This window comes from Pseudomonas sp. B6002 (genome assembly GCF_013385985.1).
Classification (GTDB): Bacteria; Pseudomonadota; Gammaproteobacteria; order Pseudomonadales; family Pseudomonadaceae; genus Aquipseudomonas.
In genome coordinates, this window is the sequence record NZ_JACAOY010000006.1 from 794,405 (window position 1) to 821,169 (window position 26,765).

Annotated in this window: 25 protein-coding genes; 12 read left to right on the forward strand and 13 right to left on the reverse strand. The window is 62.3% G+C overall.

Features of this window, described 5'->3' with window-relative positions; all coding sequences use genetic code 11:
• Positions 1 to 2: 2 nt before the first annotated feature.
• From HX792_RS10915 to arnC, 7 genes are read right to left on the reverse strand one after another with little or no spacing between them, the layout of a single operon-like run.
• On the reverse strand, positions 3 to 1,382 hold the full coding sequence (locus tag HX792_RS10915) for a UDP-glucose/GDP-mannose dehydrogenase family protein (RefSeq protein ID WP_176996089.1): 1,380 nt from the start codon (positions 1,380 to 1,382) through the stop codon (positions 3 to 5).
• A complete protein-coding gene (arnF, locus tag HX792_RS10920; protein WP_176996090.1) occupies positions 1,379 to 1,792 on the reverse strand; it encodes a 4-amino-4-deoxy-L-arabinose-phosphoundecaprenol flippase subunit ArnF in 414 nt (137 codons plus the stop codon). The genes HX792_RS10915 and arnF overlap by 4 nt, the downstream gene beginning before the upstream one ends.
• Entirely contained in the window at positions 1,789 to 2,136 is a 348-nt protein-coding gene (gene arnE, locus HX792_RS10925; protein ID WP_176996091.1) for a 4-amino-4-deoxy-L-arabinose-phosphoundecaprenol flippase subunit ArnE, read from the reverse strand. Before arnE ends, arnF begins: the two co-directional genes overlap by 4 nt.
• Positions 2,133 to 3,788, reverse strand: coding sequence for a lipid IV(A) 4-amino-4-deoxy-L-arabinosyltransferase (gene arnT / locus HX792_RS10930; RefSeq protein WP_176996092.1), 1,656 nt, complete (start codon positions 3,786 to 3,788; stop codon positions 2,133 to 2,135). The genes arnE and arnT overlap by 4 nt, the downstream gene beginning before the upstream one ends.
• On the reverse strand, positions 3,785 to 4,669 hold the full coding sequence (gene arnD, locus HX792_RS10935) for a 4-deoxy-4-formamido-L-arabinose-phosphoundecaprenol deformylase (RefSeq protein ID WP_176996093.1): 885 nt from the start codon (positions 4,667 to 4,669) through the stop codon (positions 3,785 to 3,787). Before arnD ends, arnT begins: the two co-directional genes overlap by 4 nt.
• On the reverse strand, positions 4,669 to 6,660 hold the full coding sequence (arnA, locus tag HX792_RS10940; RefSeq protein ID WP_176996094.1) for a bifunctional UDP-4-amino-4-deoxy-L-arabinose formyltransferase/UDP-glucuronic acid oxidase ArnA: 1,992 nt from the start codon (positions 6,658 to 6,660) through the stop codon (positions 4,669 to 4,671). The genes arnD and arnA overlap by 1 nt, the downstream gene beginning before the upstream one ends.
• Complete coding sequence (arnC, locus tag HX792_RS10945) at positions 6,657 to 7,697, reverse strand: undecaprenyl-phosphate 4-deoxy-4-formamido-L-arabinose transferase (protein ID WP_176996095.1); 1,041 nt, start codon at positions 7,695 to 7,697, stop codon at positions 6,657 to 6,659. The genes arnA and arnC overlap by 4 nt, the downstream gene beginning before the upstream one ends.
• Positions 7,698 to 8,168: 471 nt before the next feature.
• On the opposite strand from arnC, the gene HX792_RS10950 reads away from it, so the two are divergent.
• Positions 8,169 to 8,972 (forward strand): M949_RS01915 family surface polysaccharide biosynthesis protein, encoded by an 804-nt coding sequence (locus HX792_RS10950; protein WP_176996096.1) that lies wholly within the window; start codon positions 8,169 to 8,171, stop codon positions 8,970 to 8,972.
• 115 nt (positions 8,973 to 9,087) lie between these two features.
• Positions 9,088 to 10,002 carry a tyrosine recombinase XerC gene (gene xerC, locus HX792_RS10955; RefSeq protein ID WP_176996097.1) on the forward strand — a complete coding sequence of 305 codons (915 nt, stop codon included), beginning with the start codon at positions 9,088 to 9,090 and terminating at the stop codon, positions 10,000 to 10,002.
• Positions 10,003 to 10,008: 6 nt separating this feature from the next.
• Here xerC and HX792_RS10960 read toward each other — a convergent pair whose 3' ends face one another.
• Positions 10,009 to 10,275, reverse strand: coding sequence for a DUF2790 domain-containing protein (locus tag HX792_RS10960; protein ID WP_176996098.1), 267 nt, complete (start codon positions 10,273 to 10,275; stop codon positions 10,009 to 10,011).
• Between the two features lie 201 nt (positions 10,276 to 10,476).
• Here HX792_RS10960 and HX792_RS10965 point away from each other — a divergent pair, with 201 nt between their 5' ends.
• From HX792_RS10965 to HX792_RS11000, 8 genes are all read left to right on the forward strand, one after another.
• Entirely contained in the window at positions 10,477 to 11,238 is a 762-nt protein-coding gene (locus tag HX792_RS10965) for a GntR family transcriptional regulator (protein WP_176996099.1), read from the forward strand.
• On the forward strand, positions 11,235 to 12,956 hold the full coding sequence (locus tag HX792_RS10970; RefSeq protein WP_176996100.1) for a fumarate reductase/succinate dehydrogenase flavoprotein subunit: 1,722 nt from the start codon (positions 11,235 to 11,237) through the stop codon (positions 12,954 to 12,956). The genes HX792_RS10965 and HX792_RS10970 overlap by 4 nt, the downstream gene beginning before the upstream one ends.
• Positions 12,957 to 13,123: 167 nt before the next feature.
• On the forward strand, positions 13,124 to 13,369 hold the full coding sequence (locus HX792_RS10975; RefSeq protein WP_028616162.1) for a ferredoxin family protein: 246 nt from the start codon (positions 13,124 to 13,126) through the stop codon (positions 13,367 to 13,369).
• Positions 13,370 to 13,488: 119 nt separating this feature from the next.
• Positions 13,489 to 14,895 (forward strand): ABC transporter substrate-binding protein, encoded by a 1,407-nt coding sequence (locus HX792_RS10980; RefSeq protein ID WP_176996101.1) that lies wholly within the window; start codon positions 13,489 to 13,491, stop codon positions 14,893 to 14,895.
• A gap of 13 nt (positions 14,896 to 14,908) precedes the next feature.
• Positions 14,909 to 15,691 (forward strand): ABC transporter permease, encoded by a 783-nt coding sequence (locus HX792_RS10985; protein ID WP_176996102.1) that lies wholly within the window; start codon positions 14,909 to 14,911, stop codon positions 15,689 to 15,691.
• Positions 15,691 to 16,521: an ABC transporter ATP-binding protein gene (locus tag HX792_RS10990; protein ID WP_176996103.1), complete on the forward strand. Its 831-nt coding sequence runs from the start codon at positions 15,691 to 15,693 to the stop codon at positions 16,519 to 16,521. Before HX792_RS10985 ends, HX792_RS10990 begins: the two co-directional genes overlap by 1 nt.
• Positions 16,518 to 17,462 carry a HEAT repeat domain-containing protein gene (locus HX792_RS10995; RefSeq protein ID WP_176996104.1) on the forward strand — a complete coding sequence of 315 codons (945 nt, stop codon included), beginning with the start codon at positions 16,518 to 16,520 and terminating at the stop codon, positions 17,460 to 17,462. The genes HX792_RS10990 and HX792_RS10995 overlap by 4 nt, the downstream gene beginning before the upstream one ends.
• Positions 17,459 to 17,743 carry a gamma-butyrobetaine hydroxylase-like domain-containing protein gene (locus tag HX792_RS11000; protein WP_176996105.1) on the forward strand — a complete coding sequence of 95 codons (285 nt, stop codon included), beginning with the start codon at positions 17,459 to 17,461 and terminating at the stop codon, positions 17,741 to 17,743. Before HX792_RS10995 ends, HX792_RS11000 begins: the two co-directional genes overlap by 4 nt.
• Here the strand turns inward: HX792_RS11000 and HX792_RS11005 are convergent.
• Positions 17,740 to 18,612: a LysR family transcriptional regulator gene (locus HX792_RS11005; RefSeq protein WP_176996106.1), complete on the reverse strand. Its 873-nt coding sequence runs from the start codon at positions 18,610 to 18,612 to the stop codon at positions 17,740 to 17,742. The two genes, HX792_RS11000 and HX792_RS11005, sit on opposite strands and share 4 nt — an antisense overlap.
• A 733-nt stretch (positions 18,613 to 19,345) precedes the next feature.
• On the opposite strand from HX792_RS11005, the gene HX792_RS11010 reads away from it, so the two are divergent.
• On the forward strand, positions 19,346 to 20,554 hold the full coding sequence (locus HX792_RS11010; protein WP_371319344.1) for a methyl-accepting chemotaxis protein: 1,209 nt from the start codon (positions 19,346 to 19,348) through the stop codon (positions 20,552 to 20,554).
• A 3-nt stretch (positions 20,555 to 20,557) separates the two neighbouring features.
• On the forward strand, positions 20,558 to 22,573 hold the full coding sequence (locus tag HX792_RS11015; RefSeq protein ID WP_176996108.1) for a bifunctional diguanylate cyclase/phosphodiesterase: 2,016 nt from the start codon (positions 20,558 to 20,560) through the stop codon (positions 22,571 to 22,573).
• On the opposite strand, the gene HX792_RS11020 is transcribed toward HX792_RS11015, so the two are convergent.
• From HX792_RS11020 to HX792_RS11035, 4 genes are all read right to left on the reverse strand, one after another.
• Complete coding sequence (locus HX792_RS11020) at positions 22,500 to 23,720, reverse strand: multidrug effflux MFS transporter (protein ID WP_176996109.1); 1,221 nt, start codon at positions 23,718 to 23,720, stop codon at positions 22,500 to 22,502. The two genes, HX792_RS11015 and HX792_RS11020, sit on opposite strands and share 74 nt — an antisense overlap.
• A gap of 105 nt (positions 23,721 to 23,825) precedes the next feature.
• The gene (locus HX792_RS11025) at positions 23,826 to 24,581 is read right to left on the reverse strand and encodes an ABC transporter ATP-binding protein (protein ID WP_176996110.1); all 756 of its coding nucleotides are present in this window, start codon (positions 24,579 to 24,581) and stop codon (positions 23,826 to 23,828) included.
• Positions 24,575 to 25,609 carry an iron ABC transporter permease gene (locus HX792_RS11030; protein WP_176996111.1) on the reverse strand — a complete coding sequence of 345 codons (1,035 nt, stop codon included), beginning with the start codon at positions 25,607 to 25,609 and terminating at the stop codon, positions 24,575 to 24,577. Before HX792_RS11030 ends, HX792_RS11025 begins: the two co-directional genes overlap by 7 nt.
• Complete coding sequence (locus tag HX792_RS11035; protein ID WP_176996112.1) at positions 25,606 to 26,745, reverse strand: ABC transporter substrate-binding protein; 1,140 nt, start codon at positions 26,743 to 26,745, stop codon at positions 25,606 to 25,608. Before HX792_RS11035 ends, HX792_RS11030 begins: the two co-directional genes overlap by 4 nt.
• Positions 26,746 to 26,765 lie beyond the last annotated feature (20 nt).

Sequence of the window (26,765 nt, forward strand, 5' to 3'; positions counted from 1 at the left end):
TATCAGGCTTCCTGACCTTGCGGCACCCACTGTTGCTGAGGGATTGGCAATTCACAGGAGTCACCACGCCCAATCGGGAAGTACTTGAAGCCTTTGCGCGACAGACGCTCGCCGTCGTACAGGTTGCGGCCGTCGAAGATCACCGGGGTTTTCAGGCGCTGGTGGATCAGGTCGAAGTCCGGCGCCTTGAACTGCTGCCATTCGGTGCAGACGATCAATGCATCGGCGCCGCTCAGGGCCGATTCCGGAGTGCCCAGCAGCGTCAGGCGCGATTCATCGCCGTAGATGCGCTGGGTTTCCTGCATGGCTTCCGGATCGAAGGCACGTACATTGGCGCCGGCGGCCCACAGGGCTTCCATCAGTACGCGGCTGGGCGCATCGCGCATGTCATCGGTGTTGGGCTTGAACGCCAGGCCCCACAGGGCGAAGGTCTTGCCCTTCAACTCGCCTTTGAAATAGGCGTTGATGCGTTCGAACAGCTTGCTCTTCTGGCGCTGGTTGATGGCTTCGACGGCTTCCAGCAGGTCGCTGGAGCAGTTGGCCTCTTTAGCGCTGTGGATCAGGGCGCGCATGTCTTTGGGGAAGCACGAGCCGCCGTAGCCGCAGCCCGGGTAGATAAAGTGGTAGCCGATGCGCGAGTCGGCACCGATGCCCAGGCGCACGGCTTCGATGTCGGCGCCCAGGTGCTCGGCCAGTTCGGCGATCTGGTTGATAAAGCTGATCTTGGTGGCCAGCATGCAGTTGGCGGCGTACTTGGTCAGTTCGGCGCTGCGCAGGTCCATAAAGATGATGCGGTCGTGGTTGCGGTTGAACGGCGCGTACAGGTCGCGCATCACTTCACGCACTTCTTCACGCTCGCAACCGATGATGATGCGGTCCGGGCGGCGGCAGTCGGCAACGGCCGAGCCTTCCTTGAGGAATTCCGGGTTGGAGACGATATCGAAGTCCAGGTGACGGCCGGCCACGCGCAGGTTCTTCTCGATGTGCGCGCGCAGGGTGTCGCCGGTGCCGACGGGTACGGTGGATTTTTCCACCAGGATCACCGGCTCTACACGGTGACGGGACACCGCGTCGCCGACCGACAGCACGTACTTCAGGTCGGCCGAGCCGTCTTCGTCGGACGGTGTGCCCACGGCGATGAACAGCACTTCACCGTGTTCCACGGCGAGTTTTTCGTCGTGGGTGAAATGCAGGCGCCCGCTTTCCAGGTTCTCTTTCACCATCGCGGCCAGCCCCGGCTCGAAGATGGTCACATGGCCTTTTTGCAGCGATTCGACCTTGTTCTTGTCTACGTCCATGCAGATGACATCGTGACCGACTTCGGCCAATACGGTGGCCTGCACCAGACCGACGTAACCACTACCAAATACACTGATTTTCATGGGGCATTCCTGGGACTTGTGGTGCTAGCACGACGAGAGTTAATAACCAGTACACCGAGGATGACCAGCGCCACCCCCAGGGTTTTCGAAAGCGAGAAATGTTCGTTGAACACCGGCAGGCTGGCGGCCAACAGGTACACCAGCGCGTAGCTGATGCTGAGCAATGAATACGCACGGCCGAGGGGCAGATCCTTGAGCGCGCCGAGCCAGCAGAGCATCGACAGCGCATAGGCGATGATCGCCAGGATCACCACGCCCAGGGCGCCAAGGTCGATGGCATTGCTGTTGAAGGCTGTGAGCCATTCAGTCGGCAGCGGCAGGCGCGTCATGCTCCAGCGCATGCCCAACTGGGCGGCGCTGACCAGTCCGACGCTGCCCAGGGCCAGGGCAAAACCACGCGCCCGGCTCATACCTGGCGCCCCAGCAGCACGACACCGGCGATCACCAGCACCACGCCCAGCCAGTGGCGGCCGTCGATGTGTTCGTGGAACACAAAGCGCGCCATCAGCGTGACCAGCACAAAGTTCAGGCTGAGCATGGGGTAGGCGATGCCGACTTCCAGGCGCTGCAATACCAGCAGCCACACCAGCAGGCCCAGGCCCAGGCAGATCAGTGCCGACCACAGCCACGGCGAGCGCAGTTTCAACGCCCAGCCGTCGGGCTGGTCACGCCAGCTTTCTACGGCAAACTTTTGCGAAACCTGGCCCATGCAGGTGAGCAGACAAGCACCGAGTAATAGAAGCAGGGTGATCATGGAGCAGCCTTGGGGAAGATCAGGATCACGATGTTGCCTTGCTCGTAACGCTTGCCATCCTGGGGCAGCAAGTTCACTTCAGCGACCTCATCGTCACCCTTGACGCGCATCACCACACCGACCGGGCCTTGTTTGCGCGCATCGCTCATCCATTGCTGGACCTGGCTGATGTCCACCTTGCGATGGGCCGTGTCTGCGAAGGCAAGACCGTATTTCACTTCACCGACGGTGTTGTAGAGGGTCACGTCCGGGCGGTGCAGGCGCCACGCCAGGGCCGACGCGGCGCCCAGGTCATTGCTCAGCAGTGCGGTGGTCGGTTGCAGTTCCTGCAGGTGATCAATGATGAATTGGTCCGGGGTCTTGTTGTACACCACCGAATGGGGCAGTGCGGCCGGCACCAGGGCCACCAGCAGCCAGCTGCCGATCGCCGGTGCTGCCCAGAGTTTCAAGGGGCGCGCCGCTTGCAACAGATTGACCAGGATCCAGCCGAACAAGAAGGTAAACACCAGCACCAGGCTGAGGGTTTCCTGGCCATGCTCGTACACCGGCTTCTTCATTTGGAACCAGCTGAGGGCCAACATCGCCACCAAACCCATCACCAGGTTCAGCCAGCCGTTGATGCGCAGCGCACGCCCACGGTTTTGGGCCAGCTTGTCGGCCAGGGTCGAACCCATCAGCAGGGCCAGGGGCAACAGGCACGGCATGATGTAGGACGGCAGCTTGCCTTTGGCCAGGCTGAAAAACGCCAAAGGCATCAACAGCCACAGCAGCAGGAAGGCGGTTTTCGGCAGGCGCTTGTCGTGCCAGGCCTGTTTGACCGTGGACGGCAGCAGCGCCACCCAAGGCAACGAGAACGCAATCAACAACGGCAGGTAGTACCAGAACGGCTCGGCGTGCTGGGCGTCGTCACCGGCAAAGCGTTGGATATGCTCGTGCCAGAAGAAGAAGTTCCAGTAGTCCGGCTCCTGCAGGTGCACGGCCAGCGCCCACGGCAGGCTCACGACAATCGCCACGACCACCGCCACCAGGCCGTAGCCGAGCAATTCACGAAAGCGTTTTTGCCAAATGGCGTAGGGCAGGGCGATGAGCACCGGCAACAACCAGGCCAGGAACCCTTTGGTCATGAAGCCCATGCCACAGGCAAAACCCAGCAAGGCCCAGGCGCCCAGGCGGCCACGGCGCGTGGTGTTGTCGAAGCAGAACCACAAGGCGACGCCGGTCAGGTTGACCCAGAAGGTGAACTGCGGGTCGAGGTTCGCATAGCCGCCCAGCAGGGCCACACTGGCGAAACTCATGTAGAGCACGGTGCTGACCAGGCTCTTGCGCGGGTCATTCCACAACCGGCGCGACACCAGGTACACCAGCAGGATGCTCAGGCCGGTGCTCAAGGCGGAGGCAAAGCGCACGCCGAACAGGTTCTGTCCGAAGATCGCCTGGCCCAGCGCGATCATCCAGTAGCCGGCGGCGGGTTTTTCAAAGTAGCGGATGCCCATGAAATGCGGCGAGGCCCACTTGCCGGTCAACAGCATTTCCTGGCTGATCTGCGCGTAGCGGGTTTCATCCGGGATCCACAGGCCATGGGTGGCCAGCGGCAACAGGTAGAACACGCCAAACGCCAACAGGAGCAGGGGCAATGCCAGGCGCCGGATCATGCTTGTTGCACTCCGAGCCAACCCTCGCGCCCAGGCAGGGCGCCACGCACCAGCTGTTGCTGGGGCAAGGTGGTCACATCGGCGGGCAACAGGTCGCCCAGCGGTTTGAAATCGATGCCGCGCTGCCCAGCCTGGGCAAGCAACTGGCGAAAATCATTAGCCATCAGAATCCCTTCTACTTCGGCATGAATCGTGTAGACGTTCAGCTTGGACTCGGCAAAGCGGTCCAGAATGAAGCCGTTGAAGTCTTTGGCAGCCACTACCGGCCCGACGACTTCGTCGAAGGTCGGCAGGTCTACCGGAATTTGTGGGGTGCCCGCGCTGCCATCGGCCAAGGTTGGACGAAACAGGCTGGTGCCCCGGCAATCACTGTTGTAGCGAAAGTTGAAACCTTGCTTGGCTTGCACCACGCGTTCATCGGCACGCCAACCGGCTGCCGCTGAACAATCGATACGCTCGCCGAGGATGTCGCTGAGGGTGTCGACGCCACGGCGGATCTGCTCGATCAGCTGTGCCTCGCTCCAGCGCCCGGTGTTGGCCTGCCAGCCGTGGTGGTCCCACGCGTGCAGGCCCACTTCATGCCCGGCAGCCTTGGCCTGGCGCATCAAATGCCCCAGGTCGCGGCCAATCGGCTTGCCCGGCCAGGCGGTGCCGGCCAGCAAGATGTCCAGGCCATACAGACCGACGGCGTTGGAGCGCAGCATCTTCCACAGGAACTGCGGGCGGATGAGGCGCCACAAGTGGCGCCCCATGTTGTCCGGCCCAACGCTGAAGAAGAAGGTTGCCTTGACCCCGGCTTCATCCAGGGATTCAAGCAACCGCGGCACACCTTCACGGGTGCCACGGTAGGTGTCGACGTCGATGCGAAGGCCTGCCTGCATTACTTCTTGTCCGCGATTTCGAGCATGGCTTCTTTCAGGAAGAAGTCCAGGGTGTTACCGATGGTCTCGCTCATCTCGACGGTCGGCTCCCAGTTCAGCAGGCGCTTGGCGTTTTCGATGCTTGGCTTGCGGTGCGCCACGTCCTGGTAACCGGTACCGTAGAACGCCTTGCTTTCCACGTCGCGGAAACCGGCGAACGGAGGGAAGTTGCTACGCAGCGGGTGCGCTTCGAACTGACGCAGCAGTTCTTCGCCCAGCTGACGAATGCTGGCTTCGTTTTCCGGGTTGCCGATGTTGACGATCTGGCCGTCGCACACGCCGTTTTCGTTATCAATGATGCGTGCCAGCGCTTCGATACCGTCGGCGATGTCAGTGAAGCAACGTTTTTGCTCGCCGCCGTCGAACAGACGGATCGGAGTACCTTCCACCAGGTTCAGGATCAGTTGGGTGATTGCACGGGAGCTGCCGATACGCGCCGAATCCAGGCGGTCCAGGCGCGGGCCCATCCAGTTGAACGGACGGAACAGGGTGAATTTCAGGCCTTTGTCGCCGTAGGCCCAGATCACGCGGTCCAGCAGTTGCTTGGAGACCGAGTAGATCCAGCGCTGCTTGTTGACCGGGCCGACCACCAGGTTGGAGGTGTCTTCGTCGAAGTACTGGTCCTGGCACATGCCATACACTTCGGAGGTCGACGGGAAGATCACGCGCTTGTTGTACTTCACGCAGTAGCGAACCAGTTTCAGGTTCTCTTCGAAGTCGAGTTCGAATACGCGCAGCGGGTTACGGGTGTATTCGATTGGGGTGGCGATGGCCACCAGCGGCAGCACCACGTCGCACTTCTTGATGTGGTACTCGATCCACTCGGTGTGGATGCTGATGTCGCCTTCCACGTAGTGGAAGTTCGGGTGGCTGCGCAGGCGCTCGATAGCGTCGGAACCGATGTCCAGGCCGTAGATTTCGTAGCGGTCGTCACGCAGCAGGCGCTCGGACAGGTGGTTACCGATAAAGCCGTTCACACCCAGGATCAGTACACGGGTACGACGTGGCTTGCGACCGGACTCGGCGCCGCGCAGCACGGAACCGTCTACCAGGCCCAGGACATCCGCCAGGGCAGGGCCGGCCAGGAACAGGCCATCGGCGTTGCGCTGGCCGAACTTGACCACCAGGGAATCTTCGCCGCAGGCGATGCGCAGCGGGTTAACGCTGATCACACGACCTGGCGCCAGGCCTTCGTTGCCCTTGACCACTTCGGCTTGCCAAACGATCAGTTTGTGCTCGCCCACGGCGCAGAAGGCGCCCGGGTACGGCTGGGTCACGGCGCGAACCAGGTTGAACAGTTCTTCAGCCGGTTTTTTCCAGTCCAGTTTTCCATCGGCAGCGGTGCGGCGGCCGAAGTAGCTGGCCTGGCTTTCGTCCTGGGCGGTTTCGCTCAGCTTGCCGGCAACCAGTTGTGGCAGGGCATCGCGCAGCAGGTTGGCGGCGGCGTCACGCAGCTTGGCATGCAGGGTCAGGCCGGTGTCGGTGCGGTCGATGATGACTTTTTGCTGGGCCAGGATCGCGCCGGCATCGGCGCGCTTGACCATGCGGTGCAGGGTCACGCCGGTTTCGGTTTCGCCGTTGACCAGCACCCAGTTGGCCGGGGCGCGGCCACGGTATTTCGGCAGCAGGGAACCGTGCAGGTTGAACGCGCCTTTCTTGGCGGTGGCCAGCAGCGCTTCGCTCAGCAGGTTGCGGTAGTAGAAGGAGAAGATGAAGTCCGGGTTCAGCTTGGCGATGCGCTCGATCCACAGCGGGTGGTTGGCGTCTTCCGGTGCATGCACCGGGATGCCGTTGCGGGCGCACAGTTGGGCGACGGAGCCGTAGAAATTGTTTTCCTTGGGGTCGTCGGCATGGGTGAACACGGCAGCAATGTCGTAGCCGGCAGTCAGCAGGGCTTCAATGCCTGCACAGCCAATATCGTGGTAAGCGAAGACAACGGCTTTTGAATTCATGACGAAACCTGATCGGAAGGAGAAGTAGAGGTGGAGGTATGGGAAGACACCAGGCCGTCAACGACGACCACGGGTGCCGGTGCTGCCGGTGTGTTACGCAGCACTTTTTCAATAAAGAAGCGCGGGCGCGCCCGCACGTCGCTGTACATGCGGCCCAGGTATTCACCCAAGAGGCCCATACCGATGAACTGGCCACCGGTGAACACGAACAGCACCGCAAACAGTACGAACATGCCGTCGCCAGCCCACTGCGCGCCGAAGGCCAGGCGCAACACGATCAGGGCAATGGCGAACAGCACGCCCAGGGCCGCCAGGCTGAAGCCGACCACGGAGAGCAAACGCAAAGGCGTGGTGGTCATGCAGGTCAGCAGGTCGAACATCAGGCTGATCAGCCGCATCGGGCTGTACTTGGACTCGCCGTGCTCGCGCTCGGCGTGGTGCACGAGGATTTCCGTGGTGTGGCGGGCAAAGCCGTTGGCCAGGATCGGGATAAAGGTGCTGCGCTCGCGGCAGGCGAGCATGGCGTCGACGATGGTGCGGCGGTAGGCGCGCAGCATACAGCCGTAGTCGGTCATGGCCACGCCGGTGGAGCGCTGCACGGCCAGGTTGATCAGGCGCGAAGGCCAGCGGCGGAAGGCCGAGTCCTGGCGGTTGTTGCGCACGGTGGCGACCACGTCGTAGCCCAGGGCGGCTTGCTCGACCAGGCGCGGGATTTCTTCGGGCGGGTTCTGCAGGTCGGCGTCGAGGGTAATCACCACCTCGCCACGGCACTGCTCGAAGCCGGCCATGATCGCCGCGTGCTGGCCGTAGTTGCGGTTGAGGATCACCGCCACCACGTTGCTGCCATCTTCTGCAGCAGCGTCTTCCAGCAGTTGGGCTGAATTGTCGCGACTACCATCATCGACCAGGATGATTTCGTATTCGTAGGCCAGTTGCTTGCAGGCTGCCGTCGTGCGACGCAGCAATTCAGGCAGGCTCTCTTGTTCGTTGTAGACCGGGATAACGATCGACACGCAATGAATAGGGTAGGGTTTCAAAGATTCATGACCTCGGGGCTAGAGCAGGTTGGAGCGTGAAAACGGCAGTAACCAGCGGCTGAAAGCTCAGTGAACTGATTAAACATGGCGTGGGGTTGCGGCATTCATTCGACTTTCCTGAGGACGGGCATTGGTTTCTTCCATGGCTAGCTGAGTAAAGACGAAATATATGAAAGGTAAAGCGTAATCAACAGGTTAGTCGTAGAACACGCGGCTTGTTCTCAAGTCCTGGGGCAGAGATTAAGCGGAAAAATGTTGAACGAATATGAAAGGCTGATGAAAAACTCGTTTATTTGACAGGTAGACAGCTAGGGTTCAGCTAAGTGACTGACGCGCCAACGGATACTGTTTGCGGGCAAAAACCCAGGGTTTTCCCTAGCGTGTGGAGCGCTCCCCGGTTTATTCAACAATCTTCTCTGCATTGGCCTTCAAGTGCCGGTAAAGTAAGCCATCTCTTGCCAGGGTACTCGGATGAATAGCGTGCAGCTTTTGCGCGGCCAGTTGCGGCCGGCGTTGATGGGATTGTTGATGGCCGTTGCGTGCGTCACCACCGTGCGGGCCGATGACGGCGTGGCACTGACCAGCATCGACCAGGTGCCGGACGGCGTGGAAGTCCGTGGCAAGCAGGTCGCGGCCTACACCTGGGACGACCATCAGGGCAAGAACCTGCTGGTGCTCGCCGAGCAGGTCAGCGAGCGCGATGATGACGGCACCCAGTCGGCGTTCGTCTACGCGGCGCAATACCTGCTGAGCGGCGACCATCCCAAGCGTGTCTGGATGCTCTACGACGATGTGCAGCACTGCCAGTTCGATGCGTCGTTGCGCTTTGACATGGCTGCCACCAAGGTCACCGATCTGTCCGGCGACGGCATCACCCAGGCCACGGTGGGCTACTCACGCACCTGCACCAGCGATGTCAGCCCCAACGAATTCAAGTTGATCATGCACGTGGGCAAGTCCCAGAAGTACCGACTGCGCGGTGTCGACCGCGTGGGCGCCAGTTGGTGGGATGAGGAGGCGGGCGCCCTGCGCGGCATGCCGCTGCCCAAGGATTGCAGCGTGGCGGCGCAACAGGCGTTGGTCAGCCAGTACAAGGAGCAGGGCACTGAATTGCCGCTGCCGGGTTGCTACAGCGAAGAGAAGGATTTCGCCAAGGCGCCGGAGGGCTACCTCACGTTCATGCGCCAGCACTGGTTTGCACTGATGCAGAAACAGGACGCCGACTGGAGCCAATCCCAAGCCCAGCCGCAGGACCCGACCGACGACGATGAGTAAGCCGTGATTTTGTGCCAGGGCCGATCGTGGGGTAGACTCGGCCCTTGCCAATTCACTAAATACCTCTATTAAACAATGGCTTGTTAGAGGTATTTAATCCAAAGGCTGATCTACCTTGACTGAGTCTATCCGCAACCCGCTGACCCTTTACCTCACCCGCCTAGCGCCCTCCAGCCAGCTGACCATGCGCTACGTGCTGCAAGATGCGGCCGACCGCCTGGGCTTTGAAGACATCAACCTCGAAGACATCGACTGGCATTTGCTGCAGCCGGAGCATGTGATTGCCCTGGTGGCCGCGCTGCGTGAGGACGGCTATGCGCCGAACACCTCGTCGCTGTACGTGAACGCGGTGCGCGGCGTGATGAACGAAGCGTGGCGGATGAGCCTGATCAGCCAGGATCACTTATTGAAGATGCGCTCGGTCAAGGCAGCTCCCGGCACCCGCCTGGGCCAGGGGCGCAACCTGCGCCGTACGCTGATCCGCGAAATGATGGCAGTGTGCGCTGCTGACCCCCGCCCCCAGGGCCTGCGGGATGCGGCGGTGATCGGCATCCTCTATGGCTCGGGCATGCGCAAGTCGGAATCGGTCAACCTGGACCTGGCCCAGGTCAACTTTGACGAACGCAGCCTGCGGGTGACCGGCAAGGGCAACAAAGAGTTGATCAAGTACGCGCCCGCCTGGGCTTTTGAAAAGCTGCAGGCGTGGCTGGCGTTTCGTCGCGAGCAGCTCAAGGAAGGCGAGCAAGACGATGCTTTTCTGTTCAATCGCATTCGCCGGGGCAGCCACATCACCCGCGAGCGCATTACCAAACATGCGATCTACTACATCGCCCGCCAACGGGGTGAACAGGTGGGGGTGAAGATCATGCCTCACGATTTTCGCCGCTCGTTCATCACGCGGGTGATCGAAGAGCATGACCTGTCAATTGCGCAGAAACTGGCGCATCACACCAACATCCAGACCACCGCCAGCTATGACGTGCGTGAGGATAACGAGCGGCGCCGCGCAGTCGACCGCTTTGACCTGTAGCGCGGATCAACCGTGCTGGCAGGCGTCGCCGACGCGCACGTAGTCCAGCTCATGGCGCACGCCCTGGCTGTCCACGTACACCACGTGGCCCTTGACCGGCCCGCAAGCGGTCGACGCTGCGCTGGTGTTGCGCACGGCCTTGGCGATGTCCAGGTCTTCGGAATAATCGTCGGCTTGGTTGGCCGGCGCATTGGCGCCGGGGTGGGGTGTGTCTTGGGCGGCAGCGAAGGTGCTGAACAGGCTCAGCACAGCAGCAATAAGCACATAACGCATGATGACCTCCAGCACCGATCGGTAACGGTTTGACTGTGGTCGCCATTCTATAAAGCCTGCCTGCGCGTCAGAAGGCATTGCGGCCGATACCGGACATCAGCCAAAACAATAGAAGTTTAAGCTTATGCATAAACGGTATTTCCATGCCGATGCTTAGGCTTCTTAAGATCACGTCATAACTCGTTATGACAAGTGGCCTTGATGAACGAATCCGCCGTTGCCTTATCCCCGCTGTCCAGTATTCCCCTGCATGCGCAACTGCGTGATTTGTTGCGCAGCGGCATCCTGGATGGCCAATACGCCCCCAATACGCAAATGCCGTCCGAAGCCGAATTGGGCGCGCGCTTCAAGGTCAGTCGGATCACCGTGCGCCAGGCCTTGGGCGACCTGCAGAAAGAAGGGCTGATCTTCAAGATCCACGGCAAAGGCACCTTCGTGTCCAAACCCAAGGCCTACCAGAACGTCAGCACCCTGCAAGGCTTGGCGGAATCCATGACCGAACGCGGCTATGAAGTGATCAACCGCCTGCGCAGCTTTCGCTTTGTGCCAGCCGACAAGCAAGTAGCCGAGCGCCTGGGCGTGGAGGAGGGCACCACGGTTGCGCAGATCAAGCGGGTGCGCCTGATCAACCGCGAGCCGGTGTCCCTGGAAATCACCTACCTCAACCAGGCATTGGGCGAGCGCCTGGAAAAAGCCGACCTGGTCACCCGTGACATCTTCCTGATCCTGGAAAACGACTGCGGCCTGCAACTGGGCCATGCCGATGTCGCTATTGATGCAGTCCTGGCCGACAGCGACCTGACCCAGGCGCTGAACGTGGAGCCCGGTTCGCCGATCATGCACATCGAACGCCTGACCCACACCGCCGACGGCCAGCCCGTGGACTTCGAGCACCTGTACTACCGTGGCGATGCGTTCCAGTACCGCCTGCGCATCGATCGCGAGCGAGGAGCCCGCCCATGAGCCGCCAGACCCTGGAACTGGAATACGACATCGTGGTGATCGGTGGCGGCACGGCCGGCCCCATGGCGGCGATCAAGGCCAAGGAAGCCAACCGCGACCTGCGCGTGCTGCTGATCGACAAGGCCAACGTGAAGCGCAGCGGCGCGATCAGCATGGGCATGGACGGGCTGAACAACGCGATCATCCCGGGCCACTCGACGCCCGAGCAGTACACCAAGGAAATCACCATCGCTAACGACGGCATCGTCAACCAGGCCGCGGTGTATGCCTACGCCACCCACAGTTTTGAAACCATCGAGCAACTGGACCGCTGGGGCGTGAAGTTCGAGAAGGACGAGACGGGCGACTACGCAGTGAAGAAGGTCCACCACATGGGCGCCTATGTGCTGCCCATGCCCGAAGGCCATGACATCAAGAAGGTCCTTTACCGCCAGCTCAAGCGTGCGCGGGTGAACATCACCAACCGCCTGGTGTGCACGCGCCTGCTGACCGACAGCGAGGGCGCAGTCAACGGGGTGATGGGCTTTGACTGCCGCACGGCGGACTTCCAGGTGATCAAGGCCAAGGCGGTGATCCTATGCTGCGGCGCGGCCGGCCGCCTGGGCCTGCCGTCTTCGGGCTACCTGATGGGCACCTATGAAAACCCCACCAACGCCGGCGACGGCTACGCCATGGCCTACCACGCCGGGGCGGAGCTGGCGAACCTGGAATGTTTCCAGATCAACCCGCTGATCAAGGACTACAACGGCCCTGCCTGCGCCTACGTCACCGGCCCATTGGGCGGCTACACCGCCAACAACAAAGGTGAGCGCTTCATTGAGTGCGACTACTGGAGCGGTCAGATGATGTGGGAGTTCCACCAGGAGCTGGAAAGCGGCAACGGCCCGGTGTTCTTGAAGCTCGACCACCTGGCCGAGGAAACCATCCAGAACATCGAACAGATCCTGCACAGCAACGAGCGGCCCAGCCGAGGCCAGTTCCACGCTAACCGGGGCACGGATTACCGCAGCGACATGGTGGAAATGCACATTTCCGAGATCGGCTTTTGCAGCGGGCATTCGGCCTCCGGCGTGTGGGTCAACGAACGGGCGGAAACCTCGGTAAAAGGTCTGTATTCGGCGGGCGACATGGCGGCGGTGCCGCACAACTACATGCTCGGCGCGTTTACCTATGGCTGGTTCGCCGGCACCAATGCGGCGCAGTACGTGGCCGAGCGTGAGTTCAGTGCGGTCAGCGCCGAACAGGTCGCCGCCGAACAGGCCCGGGTGTATGCGCCGCTGGACCGCGACACCGGGCTGCCACCGGCCCAGGTGGAATACAAGCTGCGTCGCTTCGTGAATGACTACCTGCAACCGCCCAAGGTCACCCGCAAGATGGAGATCGGCCTGCAGCGCTTTGGCGATATCCAGCGCGACCTGGACCAGATGAAGGCCCACAACCCTCACGAACTGATGCGCGCCATGGAAACCAGTGTGATCCGCGACTGCGCCGAAATGGCCGCCCGCGCCTCGCTGTACCGCGCCGAAAGCCGCTGGGGGCTGTACCACCACCGGGTCGATCACCCGCTGCGCAATGACGCCGACTGGTTTTGCCATTGCCACCTGAAAAAGGGCGAAAACGGGCAGATGGTCAGCTTCAAGAAGCCGGTAGAGCCCTACGTCATCCCCCTGGACGCCGACGAACTGCAAGCCTACGACCGCCTGCGCGTCACCTTGTAGTGAGCGGGCTCGCCCCGCGCTGCGGTGTGTCAGGTAAAGGTGGGGCGCCTGGTACGCCGCCGCGCGGGGCAAGCCCGCTCACTACAGGACGGGGCGCGCGGCAGGTTTAGAGGCACAGCATTGAAATAACGCATAGAGAGTGCCAAAGGCACCCAGGACACCGTGAAATGGCCTATCAGCCCCAGGAAATATTCTTTCGCTCCAACGCGCCGGTGACGATCGACGAAGACAAGTGCATCGCCGAAAAGGGCTGCACCGTGTGCGTCGACGTGTGCCCCATGGACCTGCTGGCGATCAACCCGGCCACGCAGAAGGCCTACATGGCGTTCGACGAATGCTGGTACTGCATGCCCTGCGAGAAGGACTGCCCCACCGGCGCCGTCAAGGTCGAGATCCCGTACCTGCTGCGCTGAGTGTGTTGATTCAAAGCCATCCGCCTACACCGGACGCCCACGCTGCACCCCCTCGTTTCCCACCGTGCCCGATCACGGCGGAGACGATCCTATAACCATGATTCGAGGGGAAATACCCAATGTTCTTGCGCGCAACCATTGCCAGCCTGGTGCTGGCCTCCCTGAGCCTGTCCGTGCAGGCCCAGACCATCCGGGTGGCCATCGGCACCCAGGACACCACCATCAACTGCGCCGCCGGCGGCCTGCTGATCCGCGAACTGGGGCTGCTGGACAAGTACTTGCCCCACGACGGCCAATACAAGGACGCCACCTACGATATCCAGTGGAAGAACTTCACCAGCGGTGCGCCACTGACCAATGAAATGGTCGCCGGCAAACTCGATTTCGGCGCCATGGCCGACTTCCCCGGGGCGTTCAACGGCGTGGCGTATGAAACGGCGGGCAAGCACAGCCTGTTTATCAGCGTGCTGTCGGGCAACATCAAGGGTAGCGGCAATGGCATCGTGGTGCCGACCGCGTCTTCGGCGCAGTCCCTGGCGGACCTTAAGGGCAAAACCATCTCCGTACCCTTCGCCTCCACGGCCCACGGCATGCTGCTGCGTGCCGTGGCTGCCCAGGGCTGGGACCCGCTCAAGGACGTGAACATCATCGCCCAGGCGCCCGAAGTCGCCGGGTCGGCGTTACAGGCTGACAAGATCGACGCCCACGCCGACTTTGTGCCGTTTGCCGAGTTGTTCCCCAACCGTGGTTTTGCCCGCAAGATCTACGACGGCTCGCAATCCAACACCCCGACCTTCCACGGTGCCCTGGTGGATGAAAGCTATGCGCGCCAGTACCCCGAAGTGGTGGTCGCCTACCTGCGTGCGAGTATCGAAGCCAATCAATTACTCGCTGCTGAGCCTGAAAAGTACAGCGAGCTGATCGAAAAAGTCACCGGCGTCGAAGCCGAGGTCAACTACCTGTTCCACGGGCCGCTGGGCGTGCAAACCCGTGACCTCAGCTGGAAACCGGAATACCGCCAGGCCGTGGGCACGGCCATCGACACCCTCAAGCTGCTGAAAAAGGCTGACCGTGGCCTGGACCTCAACACCTTCATTGACGACCAGTACATCCGCGCAGCCTTCAAGGCGTCGGGCCTGGATTATCAAGCGCAACTGGCCAACTACGCCCAGGCGCCGCTCAAGGCCAACGACGCGCTCACGGGCAAGCCCATCACCGACTGGAGCCACGTCGCGCAGATCTGGGTCAAGGGCGAGCCCAAGGTACGTGATTACGCCTCGGCCGAAGCGGCGTTCAGCGCACTCGCCAGCTTGAAAAAAGACGGCAAGGCCGTGCGTGCGGTGTACGCCCAGGCCCAGGACAGCGGCATCAAGCTGCTGGCCAGCCAAGCCTGGTTTGCCAGTGATCGCCAGGGCAAGTTGAGTGCCTTCCTGCTCAAGGGCCAGGCGCAGCAATTTGCTGACGCCCAGGGCGGCCAGGTGTTTGACTTCACCCGTGCCGGCGCCCAAGCCGTCGCCGGTCGCTGACAGGAACATGCCCATGCCGACTGCTGCTTATCGCTGGTTGCCCCGTGCCAGCTCGTTGCTGGTGTGCCTGCTGTTCTGGCAACTCGCTGCCAGCCATCACTGGAACCTGTGGCTGGTGACCTTCGCCAATGTGCCCACGCCTGGCGCTGTGCTGGAGGCGACGCTGGCCCTGGTGGACTCGGGCAAGCTGGCCCGGCACCTGGGGGCCAGCCTGGGCCGGGTGTTTGAAGGTTACCTGGTGGCGGTGCTGGTGGGCGTCGGGCTGGGGATCGCCATTGGCCGCTGGAAATGGGCCGAGGATGTCTTGCTGCCACCGCTGGAAGTGATCCGTCCGATTCCTGCAGTGGCGTGGATTCCCCTGGCGATCCTGATGTTCCCGTCGTCGCAACTGTCGATGGTGTTCATCACCTTCACCGGCGCGCTGTTTCCGATCCTGCTCAACACCGTGCATGGCGTTGAAGGGGTAGACCCACGGTTGATCGCATCAGCGCGCAGCCTGGGGGCAGGGCGCGGCGCCATTTTGCGCGAAGTGATCGTGCCGGGCGCTGCGCCGAGCATCATCACTGGCCTGGCCATTGGCATGGGCACGTCGTGGTTCTGCCTGGTGACGGCCGAGATGATCTCGGGGCAGTTCGGCATCGGTTACTACACCTGGGAGTCGTACACCCTGCAGAACTATGCCGACATCGTGGTCGGCATGTTGTTGATCGGCGTACTGGGCATGGGCAGCAGTTGGCTGGTCAAGCGCCTGGGCGCGGCATTCACCCCTTGGCATCGCCTGCGAGGTAAAGCCTGATGGAAGGTCGTATAGCAATCAGCGGGTTGTCGATTGTGCTGGGCGAAAAAGCCCAGGCTTTTGAGGCGGTCAAGGCACTTGATTGCAGCATCGAGCCGGGCCAGTTCGTGTGCATCCTGGGGCCGTCGGGCTGCGGCAAGTCCACGTTGCTTGGCGCGCTGGCGGGCCACCTGGTGCCGAGCCAGGGCACCTTGCACATGGACGGGCAGGCGGTGTCCGGGCCGTCCCAGCAGCGCGGCATGGTGTTTCAGCAACACACGCTGTTCCCGTGGCGCAGTGTGCGTGAGAACGTCGCGTTCGGCCTGAAGATGCGTGGGGTCGGCAAGGCCGAGCGATTGGCGGCGGCGGATGAAATCCTCGCGCTGGTGGGGCTGCAGGGCTTTGCCGAGCGCTGGCCGAATCAATTGTCGGGCGGCATGCAGCAACGGGTGGAAATCGCTCGGGTGCTGATCAATCGCCCGCGCCTGTTGCTGATGGACGAACCGTTTGGCGCGCTGGACGCGCTGACACGCATGAAGATGCAGGCCTTGCTGCTGGATATCTGGACGCAGATCCGCACCACCGTGGTGTTTGTCACCCATGACATTGATGAAGCGCTGTTCCTGGCCGACCGTATCCTGGTAATGAGCCCGCGCCCGGGCCGCATTATCGAAGACTTCGCCCTGGACTTCCCGCGCCCGCGCCACACCGGGCTGATGACCACCCCTGAATTTACCCACCTCAAGCGCCACTGCCTGGAACTGCTGCACCACGAAGAGGGACGCCAGTTGCCCCGGTTGAACCCGCTTGGGTTGCCCATTGATCATTCCATACCGCGATTTGCCATATGACCTATAACCCCGAAATAGAAGCCCTGCGCCCACGCTTGCAGGCGCCCGACGCTGCCATGCGGCGCATTGCCCTGATCGACCTGGCCGACCTGGAAGAACCCGACGGCTTGGCGTGGCTGGTGGACAGCCTGCGCCAGGACCCGGCCGTGGAAGTGCGCGCCCAAGCGGCCGCTTTGCTGGAGGCCTGGGAAGAGGATGAGGTGGTGCAGGCACTGTGCGAGGCGCTGACCGATGCGGAACCTGCGGTGCGCGAGGCGGCCGCGCAAAGCTTGAGCGTCTTGAAGACGCCCGAGGCAGGCACGCTGTTGTTGCCCTGGACCGAACACGCTGACGTGAGTGTGCGCACGGCGATCTTCCGTGCCTTGCGCGAGTTGCGCCTGGAGGCCGCTGCGCCCTCGGCGTTACACGCTTTAGCGGACGCCGATGCGGGTATCCGCCGCGAAGCCGTGGGCGTGCTCGGTTGGCTAAAGCACCTGCCCGCGCTGGAAGCGTTGGCCAGATTGGCCAGCAGCGACCCGGACACCGAAGTACGCCGCGCGGCCACCGGCGCCCTCGGCCTGGCCAGCGATGAGCAGGTGTTGCCAGCGCTGTACCAGGCCCTGCTGGACCCGGCCTGGCAAGTACGTGAAGAGGCAGCGACCACCCTGGGCAAAGTCGGCAGTCACAACGCCGGCGAGGCACTGGTTGCCGCATTGAGCGATGAATACTGGCAAGTGCGCTTGCGGGCCACCCGCAGCCTGGGGCGGTTGCGCTATGCGCCGGCGCTCGACGCACTCGTCCAGGCGTTGGGCCACAGCATCAGCAACCTGCGCAAGGAAGCGGCGTTGTCATTGGGTGAGTTGGGCGACCGCCAGGCGTTGAGTGCCCTGCGGGATGCCGCCGACGACGCCGACCCGGAAGTGCGCAAGGCCGTGCGGATCGCCCTGGCGCAACTGCAATGACCGCCGCCCCCAGCGGGATTGGCAAAGGCGCGGACGGGCGATTGCGCCTGGAATGGGCCGACCGCACCCAGTGGATCGATCACGCCCGGTTGCGCCGTGAATGCCCGTGCTCGCAATGCCGGGCGTTCCGCTTGCGTGGCAGCCAGCCAAGGGTGTCGGATGCAGTGCGTGTGCTGCAGATTCACCCGCAGGGTTACGGCGTGCAGCTGGTGTTCAGCGACGGGCACGAGCGCGGCATCTATCCGTGGGCGTACCTGGCCGGCATGGGCAGCGACGCCTAGCGCAGCCGGCAGATACCGGCCTTGTCGATCAAGTGGTCGAGCACGGCCAGGGCGGCCATCGACAGGGACTTGCGGTTCGGGTACACCGCATAGAACCCCTCGGTGGGCAGGTAGTATTCCGGCAGCACGCGTATCAGGTCCTTTTGATCGAATTGGGTGGCCACGTTGTTCAACAGGGCAATTCCCAGGCCCTGGTGGGCCGCATTGATCAGGCCCAGCATCGAGTCCGAAGAAAACCGGCCACGAATCGGCACGCTGTGGGTTTCATCGCCACGCATCAGCGTCAGCAGGTTCTCGTGGGTCTTGCCCAGGTACTGCAAATGTTCGTGGCCCATCAAGTCATCCAGGGTGTGCGGCGTGCCTTGCCTGGCCAAGTAGTGCGTGCTGGCATATAAGCCCAGGGTCACGTCGCGCAACTTGTGTATTACATAACTGGTTTTTTCAGGTTTACCCACGCGCAGCAGCAGGTCGATACCTTCTTCGGTCAAGTTGGGTTCTATGTCGGAGACGATGAGCTCCAGTTCGATCACCGGGTACTTGTCGAGAAAGACCTGCAAGAAGTTAGTGTCAGAGTATTCAAAGAAACTGGTGGATACATGCACCCGAACTTTGCCACGGGGTTCGCCGTCCATGTGTTTGATGGAGTCTATCGCGGCATGAAGTGCGTCGATATTAGTGCAACTGTGCTGGTATAAGCGCTCGCCGGCTGCCGTGCAGCGCAGGGCCCGGGTGGAACGAAACAACAGCGGCGTGCCCATCATTTGCTCCAGGCTGGCCAGGCGCCGGCCCAGGGTATTGGCGGGCATGTCCAGCTTTTTGCTGGCCAGCGCCAGGCTGCCGCTGCGCACGATTTGAACAAAGATAGCCACATCATCCAGCATAACGACCCTAGGCGCCCTCATGAGCGAAATACGTATGACGCCAAGCAGTACGCTATAGCGGAATTAGTTGTGATTAGTGCTGTTTCGAGCGGCGCGATAGTACGGTTTGAGTGACTAATAATAAATACCTAAATATGGATTTCAGTCCTCCATATTTGGATTTTTCATGTTTCGTTTATTCTTTGTTCAGCCAATGATATTGTGCGATGGCATTTTGACTCATCGCCAAGTAACAGCCTGGTTGTTTATCGAGCAAAGTGCTCCATTAAATTTAATCTGCCCCCAGACGCTATCGCACACCTGCGAGGCGTCGGCGTTTCTGCGCGCCGAGCAAACGGGTGCAATGAGGTTGTTATATATGTCGCGTGGATTCGCCCTGGAACATCTGACTGTGCGCCGCAAGCTTGGCTTGGGGTTTGGTTTGCTTTTGGCATTCGCGGTGCTGCTGGCACTGACCGGGTTGTACGCCTTGCGCAGCGACGGCCAATCGCTCAAGCGCATCAACCGGTTGGGCAACCTGTTCGACCAGACCGTGTTCTCCCGTGACGCCAACTTTGTGTACGCCCTGACTGCAGACGCCAGTCAATTGACCCGACACGATGCCAGCCTCGGGCAGATGGAAAAGTTGCTCGCCGGGATCGTCGCCGACGTGCACGCCGGGCAGTGGCCCCAGGAAGACCTGGCCAAGATCCGGCGCCTGGATGACAAGCTGCGCGCCTACATGAAAGCCCATGACGCGGTGGAAGCCGGCGTCGACGTGGGCCCCACGGTGCTCAAATTGAACGCCGCCCTGGCCACGCTGCAAGATGAAATCAATGTGCTCTACGACGTTGAAGCCGTGCGCGCCAAGCGGCGTGTCGAAGCGGTGGTGATCGTCCTCGGTTCGCTGACGCTGTTGGCCCTGCTGTTCGGCGGGTTGCTTGCCTGGCGCATCGGCCGGCAGATTGTGGCGCCGCTGCAACAGACCCTCGAGGCGGCCGAGCGCATCGCCAATGGCGACTTGACCGTGGAACTGCACAGCGAGCGTGCTGACGAACTCGGCCAGTTGCTGCGTTCGATCAACCACATGAGCCACCGTCTGCGCGACGTGATGGCCCAGATCGGCAGCAGCTCCCATCGCCTGGCCGCATCCGCCAGCCAGTTTGCCGCGATCACCGTGCAAACCCGCGCCGGCATCCACAGCCAGAAAACCGAGACCGACCAGGTCGCCACCGCCATGACCGAAATGACCGCCACCGTGCTGGAAGTGGCGCGCAATTCCGAGCAGGCCGCCCAGGCTGCCAAGCAAGCCGACACCCAGGCCAGCAGCGCCTTGCAGGTGTCGCAGCAAGCGGTGGAGCAGATTGAAACCCTGGCCCGGGACGTGGGCATGTCGGCCGAGTCGATGACCCGCTTGTATAAAGAGAGCGAACGTATCGGCGGCGTGCTCGATGTGATCAAGGCCGTGGCCGGGCAAACCAACCTGCTGGCGCTGAACGCGGCCATCGAAGCGGCAAGGGCAGGGGAGGCGGGCCGTGGTTTTGCCGTGGTCGCCGACGAGGTACGCAGCCTGGCCAAGCGCACCCAGCAATCCTCCGAAGAAATCGAGAGCCTGATTGCCGGGCTGCAACGCATTGCCGAAGAAAGCTCGCGACGCATGCAGGCCAGTGTGGTGCAGACCCAGTCCACGGTGATCGGCGTGCGCGACACCGGTGAGGCGCTGGCGACCATCACCCGGCAGGTGGCGGGTATCCAGCACATGAGCCTGTTGATCGCCACCGCAGCGGAAGAGCAGACCAGTGTGGCCGACACCATCCACCGCAGCGTCATGACCGTGCGCGAAGTGGCCGACCAATCGGCACAGGCCAGCGCGGAGATGGCCGACTCCAGCGTGGACTTGGCGCAGCTGGGCGGCGAACTGCAGAACCTGGTCAAGCGGTTCAAGGTGTAACCCATGACAGAGGCGCTCGAACACCGCAGCTGGCTGTTGCCCGACGATGCACCCGTGCGCAGGCATCGGCTGCGTGCCTTGTCCCGGTTGGGCAAGGTGTCCCTCAGTTTTGTGCTGATTCACTTGCTGGTGACCCTGTTGTTTACCGTCAGCGGCTATCGCTTCAAGGCGGCGGCCGATGACGCGCTGCTGGGCACGCGTTTGAGCGCCATTGTGCAGGCGCTGCCAGTGGTGATCGGCGATGACTACCTGGGCGAACTGCTGGGTAACGGACCTTTCGATGAACCCCGCTACCAGGCGATGTTGCAGCGCCTGGACGGCTACGCCAAAAAAGCCGGGGTGGATTCGATCTATGTGCTCACCCAGCGCGAGGGCCACACGCTGTTCGTGATGGATTCGGCGAATGCCGCCGAGATCGCCAGCGGGCGCTACGGCCAACACCTGAGCCGCTATGACAGCGCGCCGCCGGAACTTGACCAGGTGTTTGCACAGCGCCGCAGCCAGTTTGTGGAATACAGCGACCAGTTCGGCGATTTTCGCTCGCTGTTCCTGCCCATCAGAGGCCCACACGGCAGCCAGTTGGTGCTGGGCGCGGACGTCAGCCTTGAGGCAATCAAGGCCGAACGCCGGGCGTGCCTGCTGCTGTTCCTCGGCATTGGCCTGACCACCTTTGTGCTGGGTTTGCTGGTGATTGCCAGCCGCGAGTTGCGCATCTCCGAGCTGGCGTTTGAAGATCCGCTGACCGGGCTGCCCAACCGCACGCGGTTCATCATGGACGTCAATCGGGCCATCGCCGCTGGCCATCGGCCGTTGTCGGGGCTGACCGTGGCGATCTTCGACATCTGCGACGTCAAGCGCATCAACGCGCTGTACGGCTACGGCGATGGCAACCTGCTGCTGCAAGGCGTGGCAAGAAGGCTGGCGGCGGTGCTGGGGGAGGGGGAGTTGCTGGCACGGCTGCCGTCGGACGGCTTTGCCTTGCTGCTGCGCTGCGACCAGGACATCTGCCTGGCGCGGCTGGCACGCACCTTGGACAAACCGTTCAGGCTTGGCGGCCAGCACGCGGTGATGGTCAAGGCGCGCCTGGGGTTGGCGCGCTACCCGATCCACGGTCGCAGTGTGCAGGACTTGTTGTGTTACGCCGAAGTGGCGCTGGATGCCGCCCGTAACCAGGCGGTGAGCCATGTGTTCTATGACCCGGAACTGGAACAACGGCGCTTGCAGTCGATGGCGTTGCTAGATGATTTCGACCAGGCCATCGAGGCCGGTGAATTGCGCGTGTTCCTGCAGCCCAAGGCGCGGTTGAGCGATGGCCATATCGGCGCAGCAGAAGCATTGGTGCGCTGGGAACACCCGCGCCTGGGCCTGATTACACCGGGGGTATTCCTGCCGATCATCGAGGACAACGGTCGGATCTGCGCCCTGAGCCTGTGGCTGCTGCGCGAGTGCATGCAGTTGAGCCGGGCGTGTGACCTGCGCATCAGCGTCAATTTGAGCGTGCAGGATTTGGAGTCTCCCACCTTCCCGACCCAAGTCGAGGCCTTACTGGCACAGACCGGCGCCGATGCGGCGCAGTTGTGCCTGGAGATCACCGAGTCCAGTGCCATGCGCAACCCTGAGCAAGCGCTGGTGACGCTGACCCAGTTGCGCCAGTTGGGGTTCTCGCTGGCGATTGACGACTTTGGCACCGGCTATTCATCGCTGGCCTACCTGTCGCGGCTACCGGTGGACGAGTTGAAGATCGACCGCTCGTTCATCACCCAGTTGCACCAGCCCGAGCAACAGGAAATCGTGCGGGCCATTATTCAACTGGGCTTGATCATGAACCTGCGGCTGGTGGCCGAAGGGGTCGAAGACCGGCAGGTGTGCACGCTGTTGGCCAGCTTCGGTTGCCATGAAGTCCAGGGTTACGTAATCGCCCGGCCCATGCCGGCCCAGGTGTTTCTCACTTGGCTGGCGGTACGTGCGGGGCATTGGACGCCAGATGCGCTGGCAGACGGCGCAAGGTCCACAGCGTAACCAGCATCGCCGCGAGGGCACACAGCGCAATCCCCACCACCATCGGCGCCGGGGTGTGGTCGGCAAACACGCCGACCAGCGTCATGGACGCGGCCGCGGTGATCATCTGGATCGCGCCCAGCAGGGCCGATGCCGAACCGGCCACGGCACCGTGATCTTCCAGGGACAACACACCGGCCGCCGGCAACAGCAGGCCGAGAAAACCGAAGCCGATAAACAGCAGTGTCATCATCACGGCCAGGCTGTTGCCCCACACCAGGGTGACAGCCAACACCGCCATCACCGCCGCCACGGCCATCACCGAACTGCGGATCACCCGCGCCAGGCCAAAGCGCGCACTCAGGCGCGCGGTGAGTTGGCTCATGGCAAAGAACGACGCGGCGTTGAGGGCGAAGCACAGGCTGAACTGGGTGGGCGTGAGGCCGTAGTATTCGATGTACACGAACGGCGCACTGCCGATGAACACGAAGAAGGTGGCCAGGCCAAACCCGCTGACCACTGCCAGCCCGATAAACACCGGGTCGCGCAGCAGCGCACCGTAACTGCCGATGGCCGTGCCGAGGGTCTTGCCCAGGCGCCGCTCGGCCGGATGGGTTTCGGGCAACTGCACGGCGGTCATGACCAAACACAGCACCGCCACCACAGCCAGTGCCACAAACACTTCACGCCAACTCCACAGCGAAATCACCACACTGCCGGCCAACGGCGCGAGGATCGGTGACACGCTCATCACCAGCATCAACAACGCCATCAGGCGCGCGGCCTCATGGCCGGTGTACAGGTCACGCACGATCGCGCGGGGAATCACCATCCCGGCACACGCGCCGAAGGCCTGCAGGGCGCGGAAACCGATCAGCACTTCAATGTTGGGAGCCAATGCGCAGCCGACACTGGCCACGGCAAAAATCACCAGCCCCGCATAAATCGGCAGCTTGCGCCCGAACACATCACTGATCGGCCCGTAGAACAATTGGCACACGCCAATGACCATGAAGAACACGGTAAGGCTCATCTGCACGGCGGCCGGCGAAGCCTGCAGGCTGGCGCCCAGGGTGGGCAGGGCGGGGAGGTAACTGTCGATGGCAAAGGGGCCGATGGCGGTGATCAACCCCAGGAGCAGGGCGAGGTGGGCGATGCTTCGAGACATGGGATATCCGGGCGGAGCGAGGGTGGGTCAGCTTAAGGAATCGCTACCCGGCAAACAAGCGCGCCAGAGGTGTGTTGCGCCTCATCCTGAACAAACCCTCGCGGTTCAAACAATATCGTCGATCACGATATGGTGCTGCCCACGGCTGCACCGTTCGATCCGCGCCTCGACCTTGTACACCGCGCGCAGCATGGCTTCATTGATCACCTCATGGCTGGGCCCGCTGCCCTGGGCGGTGCCGTCAGCGATCACCAGCACCTGGTCGGCAAAACGCAGCGCCTGGTTGAGGTCGTGCAGGGCGATGAACACAATGACCTGACGCTTGCGGGCCAGGGCGCGCATGAAGTTCAGCACCTGGACCTGGCGGTGCATGTCGAGGGCGCTGGTGGGTTCGTCCATCAGCAGCACCTCGGGTTCGCGTATCAAGGTCTGGGCGATGGACACCAGTTGCTGTTGCCCGCCGCTGAGTTCACCCAGGTTGCGAAAAGACAGATCGCTGATACCCAGGGCCTGCAGGGTTTCATCCACCAACGCCAGCTCGTTATCGTGCACCCCCCAGCCGGGCGCCCGTTGCTTGCGTGCCAGCAGCACCGACTCATACACGGTAAGGCGCGCGCTGGCGTTGAGGCCCTGGGGCATGTAGCAGATGCCCCGGGTGCCCTTTGTCGAACCCTCCAGCAGCACGTGGCCGGGCCCGTCGATCAGCCCGGCGATGCGCTTGAACAGCGTGGACTTGCCCGCTGCATTGGGGCCGACCACCGCCACCACCTGGCCACCCACCCAGCGGGCGGTGCTCACGCCGCTGATGATGGGGCGCTGGCCGTAGCTGGCGCCCAGGTTCTGCAGTTGAATACTTACCATGGGTTTTTCTTCCCGCTCAGGATCAGGGAAATAAAGAATGGTACGCCGATCAGCGAGGTGACCACGCCGATGGGGAAAATCGCACCGGGGATCAGGGTCTTGCTGACCACCGAACTGGCCGACAGGATCAGTGCGCCGGTGAGCAGTGAGGCAGGCAGGAAGAAGCGCTGGTCTTCACCAATCAGCATCCGTGCAATGTGCGGCCCCACCAGCCCGATAAAGCCGATGGTGCCGACGAACGCGACCGGGAATGAAGCAAGCAGGCTGACCATGATCAACGTTTGAAAGCGCAGGCTGCGCACGTTGATGCCAAAGCTGGCGGCCTTGTCGTCACCCAGGCGCAGGGCTGTCAGGGCCCAGGCGCGTCGGGCGAAGATTGGTAACGTGACCAGGATCACCAGGCAAATCACGCCGAGCTTGGGCCAGGTGGCTTTGGTCAGGCTGCCCATGGTCCAGAACACCACGGCGGCCACGGCCTGCTCGGTGGCAAAAAACTGCACCAGGGCCAACAGCGCGTTGAACGTAAACACCAGCGCAATGCCCAGCAACACAATGGTTTCGGCGGTGACGCCACGGCGCAGACTGAGGAAGTGGATCAGCAGCGCGCACAACATGGCCATGATGAACGCATTGACCGGCACCATGTATTGCGCCGCCAAGGGAAACAGCGCCACGCCAAACGCCAGGCCCATGGCTGCGCCAAAACTGGCAGCCGCCGAAAGCCCCAGGGTAAACGGGCTGGCGAGGGGGTTGTTGAGGATGGTCTGCATCTGCGCGCCGGCCAGTGACAGCGCCGCGCCCACGGCGACCGCCATCAAGGCAACGGGCAGGCGGATGTCCCACATCACCACACGCACCTGCGGTGCCGCGCTGTCGGGTGAAAACAGCGCGCCGAGCACCTCGTCAAGGCTGTAACGGGCCGGCCCCAGGGCGAGGTCGAGCAGCACACTGCACAGCAACAGCATGGCCAGGGCGCAGAGAACCAGGCGTTTGCGCAGTACCAGGCGGCGATAAGTGGTTGTGCTCATGGTTTGAGGCTCACGAAGTAGCCGGGCTCATAGGGCACCGGCAGGAAGCGCTCGTGCAGTTCTCGGAACGCGACTGCCGGGTCGAGGTCGGCGAACAGGTCCGGGTGAAACCACTTGGCCAATTGCTGGATCGCCACGAACTGATACGGGCTGTTGTAGAACTGGTGCCAGATGGCGTGAAAGGCTCTGGTGTCCTGGGCCTTGATACCGGCATAAGCCGGGCGCTGGGTGTACCACGCCAACTTGCGCCGGGCCTGGGCCATGTCGGCGCCCGGGCCCACGCCGACCCAATGGCCGCCGGGGGCAAACGCTTCCCAGTTGGCGCTGGTCACCACCACCTGGGCCGGGTTGGCGACGATCACCTGCTCGGGGTTCAACTGGCCGAAGGTGGTGGGGATGATGCCCTTGGCGATGTTGTTGCCACCGGCCATCTCGACGAACAGGCCGAAGTTTTCATTGCCGAAACTCAGGCAGCAATCGTCGGTGTAACCGCCAATGCGCTCGATAAATACGTCGGGGCGCGCCGGCTGTTGCGCGGCGATGACATCGGTGACGCGACGGATCTGCTGGTTGCGAAACGCAATGAAGGCCTCGGCCTGCTGCTCTTTGCCGAACAACTGACCAAACAGACGCATGGTCGGTTCGGTGTTGGTTATGGGCTGGTTGCGAAAGTCCACGTACACCACCGGGATGCCCAGGGCGTCGAGTTTCTCGATGTAGCGCGCATCTTCAGTGGCGTGCTGCGCCTCGATGTTGAGGATGATCACGTCGGGGCGTTGGGCAATGGCTTGCTCGATGTCGAAGGTGCCGTCTTCAAACCCGCCAAAGGTCGGGATGTTCGCGATCGCCGGAAACTTGCGCAAGTAGGCGCCGTAGGTGTCCGGGTCAGACTGGATCAGGTCCTTGCGCCAACCGACGATGCGTTCAATCGGGTTTTGCGTGTCCAACGCCGCCACCAGGTACAACTGGCGCCCCTCGCCGAGAATTACCCGTTTGACCGGCAACTCGACCTGAACGTGGCGCCCGAGCAGGTCGGTAACCGTGGTGGGGGTTGCAAGGGCCGACGCCGAATACGTCAATAACCCGCTGAACAGCAGCGCTGCCAGGCGGTGGCCGCGTCGAACAATGGAATGCATGATGGTGTGCCCTTGCAGGT